Origin of the sequence: Janthinobacterium agaricidamnosum (genome assembly GCF_003667705.1) — a bacterium.
GTDB lineage: Bacteria > Pseudomonadota > Gammaproteobacteria > Burkholderiales > Burkholderiaceae_D > Janthinobacterium.
In genome coordinates this window covers 2165460-2178091 of the sequence record NZ_CP033019.1, presented here as the reverse complement: position 1 = coordinate 2178091, position 12632 = coordinate 2165460, and the positions used below count along the sequence as shown (strand labels likewise).

Sequence of the window (12632 nt, the reverse complement as noted above, 5' to 3'; positions counted from 1 at the left end):
TCATGAAATTTCGTTCCGCCCTGCCCCTGGCAGCCATGCTGGCCGCGCTCTCCGGCTTTGCCCTGCCCGCCAGCGCCGCGCAAGTGCTGCGCAACCTGGTCAGTATCGAGGGCGTGCGCGACAACCCGCTGGTCGGCTACGGCCTCGTCGTGGGCCTGAACGGCAGCGGCGACACCACCCAGGTGAAGTTTTCCAGCCAGTCCGTGGTCAACATGCTCAAGCAATTCGGCGTGAAGATGCCCGACGGCGCCGAAGCAAAAAGCAAGAACGTCGCCACCGTCATGGTCAGTGCCGTGTTTCCTCCAGGATACCGCCGTGGCCAGGCCATCGATGTCACCGTCTCGTCCCTGGGCGATGCGAAGAGCTTGCGCGGCGGCACCTTGCTGCTGACGCAATTGCGCGCGGCCGACAATGAAACGTATGCGTTGGCACAAGGCAACGTCGTCGTCGGCGGCTTGAACGCCACCGGCAAGAGCGGCTCGTCCGTCACCGTCAACACGCCGACCTCGGGCCGCATTCCCAACGGCGCCAACATCGAACGCGAAATCCTCAGCGATTTCTCGACCAAGCCGACCGTCACCCTGAACTTGCGCCACCCGCATTTCGAGACGGCCATCAATATCGTCGAAGCCGTCAACCGCCGCTTTGGCGCCGTCGCCACCACGCGCGACGCCACCAGCGTGGAGGTACTGGCGCCGGAAAACCCGACCCAGCGCGTGGCCTTCATGGCCAAGCTCGAAGCGCTCTCCGTCGATGTCGGCGTCGATACGCCGAAAGTGGTCTTCAATTCGCGCACCGGCACCGTGGTCATCGCCGAAGGCTTGCGCGTCAAGGCGGCCGCCGTCACGCACGGCTCGCTCAAGGTCGTCATTTCCGAAAGTTCGGCCGTCAGCCAGCCGGCGCCGTTCGGCCGCGGCCAGACCACCGTTACGCCGCAGTCGAAAGTATCCGTCGACCAGGGCAATGGCAATATGTTCAAATGGCCGGCCGGTGCCAAGCTGCAGTCGATTATCGACGTGGTCAACAGCCTGGGCGCCTCGCCCGATGACATCATGGCAATTCTGCAAGCCCTGGACCAAGCAGGGGCCATCGAAGGCGAACTGGTGGTCATATGATGAATATCAACGACAGCAGCGGCGCCCTGCCCTCGGCCCTCGACGACAAGACGCCCGCCGCGGCCACGCCGGCCGATCCCCGTTATGCGGCCAAGGCCACCGAGGCGGCCGTCAAGTTCGAAGCCTTCTTCATCTCGCACATGCTGCGCCAGATGCGTTCGGGCACGCGCGAGATGGCGGGCGAAGACAGCGTCTTCAAGGACCCGGTCAACAGCGACATGCTGGAAATGGCTGATAACCTGGTGGCCGACAAGATGGCCGGCCAGCGCGCCTTCGGCATCGCCGACGCCATCCTGCGCCAGCTGCTGCCGCCCGCCGGCGCCCCGGTGACAGCCCGTGGCGCTGTCAAGACCGACAATATTGCAGCGCCGCTTAATAAATCCGTCTGAAGCGTCGCCTGTACAAGGTAACAACGATTCAGTGCCTGCCCACCCGCACGCGCCACACTCTTCACGAAAGAAACTTGCCCAATGAGCATCATCAGCAATGCATTGTCAGGCAGCATCGCCGCCCAGGCCGCACTCAATGCGGCCAGCCAGAACATCGCCAACCTGCAAACGGCGGGCTACACGCGCCAGGGTGTGCTGCTGTCATCGCTTGGCGCCACCGCCGGCGTGCGTTCGGCCGGCAATGGCGTGGAAGTGTCCGCCTTGCTGCGTTTTGCCGATGCTTACAAGAGCCAGCAAATGTGGCGTGCCGCGTCCGACCAGGGCGCCCGCTCGCAGACCCAGCCTTACCTGACCCAGCTCGAGCGCGTGATGGGCGACGATGCGTCGAGCATCAGCAATGGCATCGACGGTTTCTTCAAGGCCCTGAACGCGGCCGCCGTCGACCCGACGTCGACGCCGCTGCGCCAGCAGATCGTCACTTCCGCCGACGCCATGGCGCAGCGCTTCAACAGCATCAGCACCGTCATGGGCAACCAGTTGCTGTCGGTCCAGCAACAACGGGCGGCGATTGTGCCGCAAGCCAATACCACCCTGGCCAATATCGCCGCGTTGAACCAGCGTATCAGCACCTCCACTGCGTCGGGCACGAACGTGTCGTCGCTGATGGATGCGCGCGACCAGCTGATCGATGGCCTGGCCTCGCAAATGGGCATCGAGGTGCTCGACCAGCCGGACGGCTCGCGCAATGTCTCGCTGAAGTCGGGCCAGCCTCTGGTCATCGGCAGCCTGGCCGGCACCCTGAGCAGCACCATGACGAACACGGGCGACCAGACGCTGAGCCTCGATTTCGCCAAGTCCTCGTACACGCTCGATCTGGTCGCCATCGGCGGCCAGATGGGCGGCCTGGGCGAATTCGAAAAAAATACCCTGAAACCGCTGCAGCAGTCGCTGCAGGACATGGCCACCCAGTTGACCAGCAAGGTCAACGCGCAACTGGCGCTGGGAACAACCATGGCCGGCACGGCCGGCGGTCCCCTGCTGGCCTACGCGAATGGCAAGCTGAGCATTACCCCTGGCTTCAACGCCAAGGACCTGGCCCTGTCGCTGACGGGCCAGGCCGGCGACAGCGGCAACTTGCAGAAACTGATCGACATCAAGAATCAACCGATCAACGTCAGCTGGGTGGGTTCCGTCCTGATGAGCGACGCGGACACGCAGCTGGTCGGCAAGCTGGCGATCTACAGCCAGCAGAACCAGGCCTTGCTGAAAACGGCCAGCACGGTGCGCGCGCAAGCGATCGACGACTGGAAATCCACGAGCGGCGTGAACAAGGACGAAGAAGCGATGAACCTGGTCGAATTTCAGAATATGTACCAGGCAAACATGAAAGTCATTTCCGTGGCGAATACCTTGTTTGACGCCACTTTGCAAATGATGGGTTAAGGAGAAGATCATGCGTGTTGCCAGTAGCCAGTACCAATCGCTGATTAATATTTCTCTTCAGCAAAATCAAGAACGCATCAATTACCTGACCCAGCAGATGGCGTCGGGCTTGCGCATCCAGCTGCCGTCGGATGACCCGATCGGCAACGTGCGCATTTCGCGCCTGACGCGCGAGCAAGCCATGGTCACCCAGTACCAGGACAATATCGCCACAGTCAAAGTGCGCCTGCTGAAAAACGAAAACTACCTGTCGAGCATGGTTACCGACATGGGCCAGGCGCGCGACCTGCTCGTGTGGGCGGCCGACGGCAGCAACGCCCCCGACGACCTGAATGCGATGACGCAATCGCTGGTCGCCATGCGCGACAGCGTGCTGTACACGGCCAACCTGAAGGACCAGGAAGGCCGCTACATGTTTTCCGGCACCGCCACCGACCAGCCGGCGATCAAGTACGACGCGACGGCGGCTGCCGGTTCGCGCTACAGCTACATCGGCAATACCGACACGCAGACCGTGGTGGTGGGCAATGGCGTGACGCAGGCGGCCAACGTCGACGTGAAGAATCTGGAAGTATGGCTCAACAAGATCGACCAGGTCATCACCACCCTCGGCACGCCGGGCGTCAGCCCGAATGACCCGGCCGTGCGGGCCGTGGTGGGCGCAGGCCTGAATGGCACGGATGACGGCATGGATCTGCTCTCGGGCAAGATCGCCATCTTCGGCGGCGCGCAGAACATTCTGTCCACCTTGTCAGGCAACCTGGCCAATGTCTCACTGTCGAACGATTCGGCCCTGCTGGACCTGAAAAAGACCGACATGGGTGCGGCGGCCATCGAACTGACCGGCTACCAGACAGCCCTGCAGGCAACATACAAGGCATACGCCAAGGTTGGCACCATTTCCCTGTTTGATCTTCTCTGACCATCATGCAAATCGTTCAGACTCCCTCCTCTTCCGGCGTCAATGCCAAAGGCGCCGGCACAGCCCGCGTCGTTGATGACGCGTCCGCCGCCATCAACGGCAGCGCCAGCGCGCGCAGCGATGCGCCGGCGGCGAAGAGGTCGACGGCGAGCCTGCAACGCGGCCTGAGCAACTGGGATCACCAGCTGCAGGGGGAGATTTCCAACGCGCAGCAAACGCTCGACTACCTGGAACGCAGCAGCAGCCAGTTGCAAGCGCTGAAAAGCGAGCTGGCGGCCAAGCTGGCCGCGCGCCAGGGCCGCGAAGGGCAAGTCGAAGCGAGAGTACGCCAGTTCAGCAATACCTGGCGCCAGCGCGCCAGCGCCTCAGGCGGCACGCTCGACGCACAACTCAGCTATACCAGCCCGCGCGCGGCACAGCAAAACTTCAGCATCCGCGGCCTGACCATGGCCAGCCTGCAGGAAGGCCCGCAGGAAGTGCTGGCGTTTTCCGTCGGCGGCGCGAACCAGGCATTGCGCTCGGTCAATATCGAACCTGGCCTGAGCGCGAACGAAATCGTCTCGCGCTTCGACCGCGCCTTGATGCCATCGGGTATCGGCGTCAAACTGGGTGAGAATGGCGAACTGGTGTTCAGCACGTCGGAGGCGGCCTGGGCCAACGTGCGCGACAGCCTGTCCGTGCGCGGCAGCGGCATCCGCTATCCGACCGGCCAGATGAGCCGCGTGCGCACGGATGCGGAGCCGGCCGCCATCGCCCCGGAAGAATGGCATACCGGCGACGTGGAAGCCCTGCGCGCCACCTTGCAGCAAGTGGTGCAGGCGCTGGCGCAGTTGCAGGCGGCGCGCAGCTCCGTCAGTCTGGCCCTGGCGCAAGCGACGGGACGAGTTGCCCGCGCGCAACCGGTGCAGGTGCACGTCAGCATGGATACCCTGGCGGAAAACTTCACGCAAAAGGCCAGCGAGCCCGGCTATGAATCGCTGCTGGCGATCAGCTCGGCATTGGTCGGCATCAGCCGCGAGAGAGTCGTCGCCCTGCTGGGCCTCGAATAATCGCTCCCCGCGCGTGCGCCGCCCTGGCGCACGCGGCAATAATGGGGCACGCCCCCTAGCTCAGGACGGTGGAAATCCGTAGGCTCTGTCCCCGACAAATAGGGGAACTCAAGGAATCTTCCCCAGCCCCGGCTGTCTGACTGTGCATCGCAGACAAACGGGAGCCATCCATGCAGTCAGCCGAATGGAAAACCTTCATCACCCAGTTTGCCGCACTGAGCCGTCGCCAGCGTCAGGCGAGCACTGCTCTGCTGCGCGGGGCAGGATCGCAGAACGCCGCCGTGGCACTGGTCGAAAGCGTGGCCCGGCAGCGGTTACACTGTCCCGCCTGCAACAGCAGCCATGCGCACCGGCACGGTCATGCGCACGGACTGCAGCGCTACCGCTGCGTGCCGTGCGGACGCACCTTCAATGCGCTCACCGGCACGCCGCTGGCGCGCTTGCGCCACAAGACCTTGTGGCTCGACTACGCCGACTGCCTGCTCGAGTCGGCTTCCGTGCGCAAGGCGGCAGGCCAGCTGGGCGTGCACCGCAACACCGCCTTTCGCTGGCGCCACCGGTTTTTAAGCCTGGCCAAGACGGACCGGCCCCATTGCCTGCATGGCATCGCCGAAGCGGACGAGCTGTATGTGCTGGAATCGGAAAAGGGCGCGCGGCATCTGACGCGTCCGGCGCGCCGCCGTGGCGGCCATGCCCGCAAGCGCGGCATTTCCAGTGAACAAGTCTGCATCCTGGTGGCGCGCGACCGCACGGGACAAACCCGCGATTTCATCGCGGGAAAAGGGGCGCTGACCAAGGCGCAGCTGCATGCCTGCCTGCCGCCGGTGATCGACAAGGACATCTTGCTGATGACCGACGGCCACGCTGCCTATCGCGCCTTCGCGCGTGAAGCGGGGATCAGTCACCAGACCGTCAATGTGCGTGCCGGCATCCGCGTGCAGGGCGCCGCCCACGTGCAGAACGTCAACGCGTATCACAGCCGCTTGCGCGGCTGGCTGCGCATCTTCCATGGCGTGGCCAGCCGTTATCTGCCGAATTACCTGGGGTGGCGCTGGATACTGGACGCCGGGCGCATCCGCTCCCCGGAAACATTATTGAAGGCAACATTGGGCGAGTTCCCACATTTGACGGTGACATAGCCAATCCGTAAGATGCTGCTGTCGCCATCTACTTCCGGAGTTTCCTTGATAAAAACCGCCGCCCGGCTGATCAGCTATGCCCTGCTGGGCAAATCCGGCAAGCAGCCCCTCGATATCGCCAAGGTGCGCAAGGTACTGATTTTGCGCAACGACAAGATCGGCGACATGATCGTCACCTCGGCCCTGCTGCGCGAGCTGAAGAAAAACTATCCACACTGGCAGATCGACGTGGCCGCCAGCAGCGCCAACCGCGATGTCATCGCCGACAACCCGCATGTGAACGAGATCCTGATCTGGGACAAGCAGCCGCTGCTGCGCGACTTGCGCACCACCATCGCCGAGCTGCGCCGGCGCCGCTACGACGTCATCTTCAATCCCTACAACCGCTTTTCGATTCCCCTGCTGCTGCGTATCAAATGGCTCGGTGCGCACTATCTGACGGGCTTTGCCATTCCCAAGTACGGCACCTCGACGGCGAAGCTGGGCATGTTCGACCATACCGTGCCCTGCGACCGCAGCCGCCACATCCTGCACAGTTTTTTCGCCACGTTCGAACAATTTTCCTTGCGCGACATCGATATGCGCTATGAACTGTTCGGCGTGGACGCGCACGCGGCCCGGGTCGACGCCGCCTGCGACACCTTGCTGCGTACACATGAAGGTTTGTTCTGCCTCAATTTCCAGGGCAGCAATGCGCAGCGCACGGTCAGCGTGGCCGACGCCCAGCGCTGCTGCGCGGCCCTGGCGGCACGCTATCCGCGCCATGCGCTGCTGGTGATCGCCGCGCCGGGCACCGAGGCGCGCGCCGCCGACATCGTGCGCGGCGCCGGCCATGCCAACGTGATGAGCGCGCCACCCACCGGCCACATCCTGGAGCTGGCGGCCCTGATCCGCCGCTGCGAACTGGTGCTGTCGCCCGACACGTCGGTGATCCACATCGCCTCGGCATACGACAAGAAAATCGTCGGCTACTACATCCGCACCGACAACTACCGCTGGTTCTATCCGGCCAGCCGCCATTACCGCGTCATCCTGGCACCGGGCCTGACGCTGGCCTCGGTCAGCGCCGCCGAGACGCTGGCCGCCGTGGAAGAGCTGATGGAAGGCGGCGGACAGGCGCAGGAAACGCTTCAGGCCGCCGGCTGAGACGCCAGCAGGCGGTCCATCTGTCCCGCCGGCAACGCGCGCGAAAAAAAGTACCCTTGCGCATAGTCGCACCCGGCGGCGCGCAGCAGGTCGCGCTGCGACGCCGTCTCCACGCCTTCGGCCACGACTTTCAGCCCCAGCCGCTGCGCCAGCGCGATGATCGCCTCGCACAGGCCCTGCCCGTCGCCATCGCACCCCAGCTCGCCAACCAGGGAACGGCCGATCTTGAGAAAATCGATGTCGGCCTTCTTGATGCACGCAAGCGACACCTGGCCGCTGCCGAAATCATCGAGCGCCAGGGCCAGGCCCATGGCGCGGAACTGGCGCAGGCGGTCGACCACCTGGCGACCCTCGTCGAGCAGCACCGCTTCCCTCGTCTCGATGACGATGGCACCCGGCGCCAGCCCCTGGCGCGCCAGATGCCCGCCCCAGTCCTGGTACAGCGCGGCGTCGCAGCGAAATTCCATGGCCGACTTGTTGATGCTGATCTGGAACGGAGCGCCATGCTCGTCCTGCCACTTGCGCGCCTGGCGCACAACCTGGCGAAACACCCACTCGCCGATATCGATGATCAGACCGTTCGCCTCGGCAAAGGCGATGAAATCGGCAGGCACCAGCAAGCCGCGCAGCGGATGTCGCCAGCGCAACAGCGCCTCGGCCCGCTCGATGGCGCCATCGCGCAGGCGGACGATGGGCTGGTAATGCACTTCGAACTGGTCCTGCGCCAGCGCCAGGCGCATCTCGCGCACCGTGCTGCGGCGTAATTCGGCCGCCTGCTGCAAGGCCGGCGTGAAATAGCTGTAGCCGTTGCGCCCCGCACTCTTGGCCGCATACATGGCCTGGTCCGCATGCCGCAGCAAGGTGTCCGGCGCCTCGGCGTCGGCCGGATACAGGGCCACGCCCACACTGGCCGACACTTGCGCCGTGTCGCCGTCGAGCATGAACGGCAGGGCCAGCGCGGCCGTCAGCTCTTGCAGCACGCGCTCGATGCCGCCCAGCTGCCCCACGCCGGCCAGGATGACGGTGAATTCGTCGCCGCCCAGGCGTGCCACCGTATCGGTGGCGCGCACGCGCTCGCTGATGCGTTGCGCCGCCTGGCGCAGCAGCATGTCGCCCTTCTCGTGACCGAGGCGGTCATTCACCTGCTTGAAATGGTCGAGGTCGATGAACAGCAGGGCCAGGCAAGCGCCTTCGCGTTTGGCATGGGCCGCCTCGTGCTGCAAGCGGTCGAGAAACATGTGGCGGTTCGGCAAGCCTGTCAGCTGGTCGAAATTGGCTTGCCGCCAGATGCGCTCGGACGCCGCGCGCTGCGCCGTGATGTCGCTGACCAGCGCCAGCGCGCCCAGGTAGGTGCCGGCGGAGTCGAAGATGGGATTGGTGGCCAGGGTGGCCCACAAGGTGCTGCCGTCACGCCGCAGGAACTTGAATTCGTGGCGCTCGACGATGCCGTCCTGCCGCCGCGCAATGTTACGCTCCAGGATGGCGCGCCCCTCTTCATCCATGAAGGCGGCCAGCGGCTGGCCCAGCATATCCTCGATCTGGCAATCGAGCATCTGCGCCATCTTCGGATTGACAAAGCTCGTCAGCGCCTGCGCATCGATTTCCCAGATACCCTCCTCGGCGCTGTGCACGATGCGCCGGAAACGCTCTTCGCTGCGTTCGAGCGCGGCCAGCTTGCCTTCGGCCTGCTCCAGCACCAGGCGCAGCGCCTGGCCGTTCGGATCGGCGCTGCCCAGCAGGCTGACGGGCAAGCCGGCCTCGCGCGCGCCGGGACGCGGCGGCGGCAGCTGTACCTGCAGCTGGATGCGCTCGGGTTCACTGCTGTTGAGCACGCGCTGCACGAACTGGTCGTAATCGTGGCGGAACGCCTCGTGCACAAAGGAACGGAACAGCACATGGCCGGGATGCCCCCGCGCCAGGCCGAACAGTTCCGCCGCCACCAGGTTGACCTGCAGGATCACGCCATCGAGACCGAGCACGAAATAGGCGACGGGCGCCAGCAGATATAAATCGTTGAAATAAGCTTGTTCGCGTTCGGCCTTCATCCGTTCCGGACTGAAGACGCCATCGTCAAGCAGGGGCGCGACATGGCGCGGCACGCCGTCGCGGCCGAGCGGGGAGGAATCCAGAGCAGGTACCGCTTGCGGTGCTGTATCCATGGCTGTCCTTTGCACGGCCGCCTTGGCAAACAGGTGGGTGCAGTAGCGAGACTAGCACGCGTCACGCGCAGTGTCGAGCCATGCCTGCCGCAGATAACGTTTCCGCAACAAGGCCGATTCAGCGGCCCATGCGGTGCCGGCGCAAGCCGAAATCATGGCCCACCACCAGCAAGGTGCTGGCCACCAGGCTCGATAGCCCCACGATCAGCTGGATCAGCTTATCGTCAGGCAATATCCACAAGGACGAAGCGGGTGTCTCGCAGCCCGTGGCGGCGCTGATCAGGGGAGACACCCACGCCGCGTCCGGCGTCACGTCGAGCACGACGGCGCCGTCGGCGCTCGTCTGCATATAGATGTCGCCCCCTTCGGCCAGGGTAAAGCAGATGCCCACGCCCGTTTCCGTGGCGCGGATATTGTCCTGCATGCTGCGGTTATGTTCCTCGATCCACACTTCCACGTCGTATGGCGTTTCCAGGTGCTCCCACGGACGGGGACGGAAACGGGGACGTTCGTCCGCGCTGGCGGGGGAATCCGGGAGATCGGGAATGTTGCTGTCTGCTGCGCCTTGCATGCTCGTTGACCTTTTCTGCGGTGATGTTCTGCGGTGATGTGCTGCCGTGATGCAGGGGAGCGTTTGCCCGCCAGCCGCCATTATCCCTCGTTCGCGGCAAGCATGGTAATTCCACGCCACATCCATCAGAAAAACTGATAGCCATCAACTTTTAGCATCAGCATGACTGACTTAAAATACGCGCCATCTCTTCTTTACAGGTTTTACATGCAAGGCATCAAACGCAAAATCGTCTACGTCACCGCCTTTGAAATCATCGGCATGGCCATTTCCACGGCCTGGCTGACCCTGCTTTCAGGCGAGTCTCCCACCAGCACGGGCCCGCTGGCCATCATGATCACCACCATCGCCGTGATCTGGAACCTGCTCTACAACACGGCGTTCGAATACTGGGAAATCCGGCAAGTATCGCGCACGCGCACCGTCTGGCGCCGCATCCTGCATGCGATCGGCTTCCAGATCACGCTTGTCATCTACCTGATCCCGCTGATCGCCTGGTGGCTCGATATCAGCCTGTGGCAAGCGTTCGTGCTGGACTTCGCGCTGATGCTGATCATCCCCTGCTACAGCTTCATCTTCAATTACTTCTTCGACGGCCTGTTCGGCGTGCCCCTGTCGGCGCAGCAGCCGAAGGAAGAGCCTGCTGACGTTCAGGCCGCTTCGCTGAGCAACTGAAGAAAGGACCGCGCCGCCATGCCCAGCGGCCGGTCCTTCATCCACACGAGGTGGATGGGCACGACCAGGCCATTGCCCGTATTCTTGAACGCCACGCAGCGCACGCGCCCTGCCGCCAGCGACTCCTTGATGGCCGAGGCGGCAAAGTTACCCCAGCCCAGTCCCGCCTCCACCATCGCCAGCGCCATCGGCAAGCTGTCGGTGCGCCAGTAGGACAGCCCCACCACGGGGCGCGCATCGGCCAAGTCGAGTTCGCGGCTGGCCACGATAATCTGGCGCAAATTCACCAATTCCTCGATATACAGGGGCCGGCCCGCCACGTCGGGTGGATGCTGGGTGGAAATAATCGCCAGCAAGGCATCGCTGCCCACCAGCTGGAACTGTTCCTCGTGATTGATGCGCCCGCCGGCAAAGGCCATGCAGGCGCTGATGCGGCCCCGGTGCAGCATGTCGAGCACATCGTCCTGCGGCGCCGTCAGCACCTCGATGTCGAGCAGCGGATGGCGCTGCGACAGCGCGCGCACGGCGGCGAGAAAAGGCGCATGGTCGAGTTCGGCCGCGATACCGAGCGAAATGCGGCTTTCCAGTCCCTGCGACAATTCCTGCACATGCAGGTGCAACTGCTTCAGCTGCTCGGCGATCAGGCGCGCGTGGGGCAGCAGCGCCATCGCGGCCGGCGTGGGCACGGCTTCGCGCGCGCCCCGGTCGAACAGGGCGATACCCAGTTCCGCCTCGATGTTGGCCATCGCCATGCTGACGGCCGACGGCGCCCGGCGCAAGGCGCGCGCGGCAGCCGAGAAAGAGCCGCCGTCAACGACGGCCAGGAACAGTTCGATGTTATGGCTGGAGAGTTTCATGGAAGAGAGCGCGGCACTTTTGCGTGCGCCAGAGGTCAAAAGCCAGGCCAGGCAAGAAAGGAGCAGCCATGCCGCATCGACTTCCCTACCGCCGCAGCGGTTACGTATCGGACTTTACCCGTTTCATCGACGGCTATCTGCAGGCGCACCCGGAGGTGCGGGCCAGCCAGCGCCTGGGCTGGCGCATTTTCTGGGAGCGCCCCGTAAATTTCGACGAATGGCGGCGCGCCGGCACCGATAGCGTGCCGGAGCCGCCGTATCACTATGACTGATCAAACAAACGCCTGACAAAACCGTAGCCGAGCGACAGTGATTTGTGGTCGAGACGCGCAGCCGTACCAAGGTACGGTGAGCATCACAGGCCGCAAAGCGCGCCAAGCGAGGTTTGGTCAGGTGTTTAACCTTTCCAGACGCGCTGCAATCCCGTATCCGCATGGATCCAGCCGCCACGGGGGCCGGAGCGGTAATAGAAGCCCACGCCGCCCTGCTTGAAGCTGCGCACGAGCGAACCGAGCACTTCCGCGTTCAGATTCGCCACGCGGATGTCGGCGGCGCGGCCCGAGATGTGCAGCGACTGGCGCGCGGCCGGCACGCCCGCTTCGCGCAGCTTGCCGTTCGATTCGGCCGTGCGGTAGCCCGACAGGATTTCCAGCGGCTGCTCGATGCCGTAACGGGCCACGAACGCTTGCGTGCCCCACAGGGTTTCCAGCAGTTTCGGGTCGATGGGCGCCGTCTTCTTGCCGTTCACGTCGCGCAGCAAGTGGCACAGTTCCTGGTAGGCCGAATCGATGACTTCGCCATCTTTCCAGTACAGCAGTTTCGCCTTTTCATTGCTGGCCGGGCGCACCACTTCCAGGGTGCGGGGCTTGAGCCAGAATTCCAGGTCCAGCGCCTGCGCATCGAAGATGTCGGGAGGCGGTTCCATCTCCGTGATGGCCTGGCGCGACTGCGAGGTGATCGAGCGGTCGACGCTGGCCAGCTGCGTCGGCTGGGGCGGCACGCCCGTGCGCGGCGCACGCGGCTTGGCGCTGGCCGAAGCCGAGGCGGGAGCGGCCGTGCGCGAGGCGCAGCCGATGAGTGGGGTGGCTACCAGGCCCAGCGCGGCCAGGCCCATACCGTGATGTAGAAAATTTCTGCGCGATGCCATAGTCAGTCCAATGTAACGAT

General features: G+C 64.2%; 13 protein-coding genes. 9 read left to right on the top strand and 4 right to left on the bottom strand.

Features of this window, described 5'->3' with window-relative positions; translation table 11 throughout:
• Window positions 1-2: 2 nt before the first annotated feature.
• The 7 genes from D9M09_RS10005 (at window position 3) to D9M09_RS09975 (ending at window position 7203) form a co-directional block, all read left to right on the top strand.
• On the top strand, window positions 3-1115 hold the full coding sequence (locus D9M09_RS10005) for a flagellar basal body P-ring protein FlgI (protein ID WP_070219890.1): 1113 nt from the start codon (window positions 3-5) through the stop codon (window positions 1113-1115).
• Window positions 1112-1504: a flagellar biosynthesis protein FlgJ gene (locus D9M09_RS10000; RefSeq protein ID WP_373633016.1), complete on the top strand. Its 393-nt coding sequence runs from the start codon at window positions 1112-1114 to the stop codon at window positions 1502-1504. Before D9M09_RS10005 ends, D9M09_RS10000 begins: the two co-directional genes overlap by 4 nt.
• Before the next feature lie 81 nt (window positions 1505-1585).
• Window positions 1586-2947, top strand: coding sequence for a flagellar hook-associated protein FlgK (gene flgK / locus D9M09_RS09995; protein ID WP_070219888.1), 1362 nt, complete (start codon window positions 1586-1588; stop codon window positions 2945-2947).
• A gap of 10 nt (window positions 2948-2957) precedes the next feature.
• The gene (gene flgL / locus D9M09_RS09990; protein ID WP_070219886.1) at window positions 2958-3869 is read left to right on the top strand and encodes a flagellar hook-associated protein FlgL; all 912 of its coding nucleotides are present in this window, start codon (window positions 2958-2960) and stop codon (window positions 3867-3869) included.
• Window positions 3870-3874: 5 nt separating this feature from the next.
• Window positions 3875-4918, top strand: coding sequence for a hypothetical protein (locus tag D9M09_RS09985; protein ID WP_070219884.1), 1044 nt, complete (start codon window positions 3875-3877; stop codon window positions 4916-4918).
• A gap of 170 nt (window positions 4919-5088) precedes the next feature.
• Window positions 5089-6057 carry an IS1595 family transposase gene (locus D9M09_RS09980; protein WP_121669186.1) on the top strand — a complete coding sequence of 323 codons (969 nt, stop codon included), beginning with the start codon at window positions 5089-5091 and terminating at the stop codon, window positions 6055-6057.
• A 45-nt stretch (window positions 6058-6102) separates the two neighbouring features.
• Window positions 6103-7203: a glycosyltransferase family 9 protein gene (locus D9M09_RS09975; protein WP_162995625.1), complete on the top strand. Its 1101-nt coding sequence runs from the start codon at window positions 6103-6105 to the stop codon at window positions 7201-7203.
• On the opposite strand, the gene D9M09_RS09970 is transcribed toward D9M09_RS09975, so the two are convergent.
• On the bottom strand, window positions 7188-9362 hold the full coding sequence (locus D9M09_RS09970; protein WP_346428574.1) for a putative bifunctional diguanylate cyclase/phosphodiesterase: 2175 nt from the start codon (window positions 9360-9362) through the stop codon (window positions 7188-7190). The genes D9M09_RS09975 and D9M09_RS09970 overlap by 16 nt on opposite strands.
• Before the next feature lie 118 nt (window positions 9363-9480).
• Window positions 9481-9933 carry a hypothetical protein gene (locus D9M09_RS09965; RefSeq protein ID WP_121669184.1) on the bottom strand — a complete coding sequence of 151 codons (453 nt, stop codon included), beginning with the start codon at window positions 9931-9933 and terminating at the stop codon, window positions 9481-9483.
• A gap of 207 nt (window positions 9934-10140) precedes the next feature.
• Between D9M09_RS09965 and D9M09_RS09960 the strand changes: the two genes are divergently transcribed.
• Window positions 10141-10608: a PACE efflux transporter gene (locus D9M09_RS09960; RefSeq protein WP_070291265.1), complete on the top strand. Its 468-nt coding sequence runs from the start codon at window positions 10141-10143 to the stop codon at window positions 10606-10608.
• Here D9M09_RS09960 and D9M09_RS09955 read toward each other — a convergent pair.
• On the bottom strand, window positions 10584-11465 hold the full coding sequence (locus D9M09_RS09955; protein WP_070224838.1) for a LysR family transcriptional regulator: 882 nt from the start codon (window positions 11463-11465) through the stop codon (window positions 10584-10586). The genes D9M09_RS09960 and D9M09_RS09955 overlap by 25 nt on opposite strands.
• A 68-nt stretch (window positions 11466-11533) precedes the next feature.
• Between D9M09_RS09955 and D9M09_RS09950 the strand changes: the two genes are divergently transcribed.
• Window positions 11534-11737, top strand: coding sequence for a DUF3460 family protein (locus D9M09_RS09950; protein WP_070224837.1), 204 nt, complete (start codon window positions 11534-11536; stop codon window positions 11735-11737).
• 125 nt (window positions 11738-11862) lie between these two features.
• Here D9M09_RS09950 and D9M09_RS09945 read toward each other — a convergent pair whose 3' ends face one another.
• On the bottom strand, window positions 11863-12612 hold the full coding sequence (locus tag D9M09_RS09945; RefSeq protein ID WP_373633025.1) for a YcbK family protein: 750 nt from the start codon (window positions 12610-12612) through the stop codon (window positions 11863-11865).
• Between the last annotated feature and the right edge of the window lie 20 nt (window positions 12613-12632).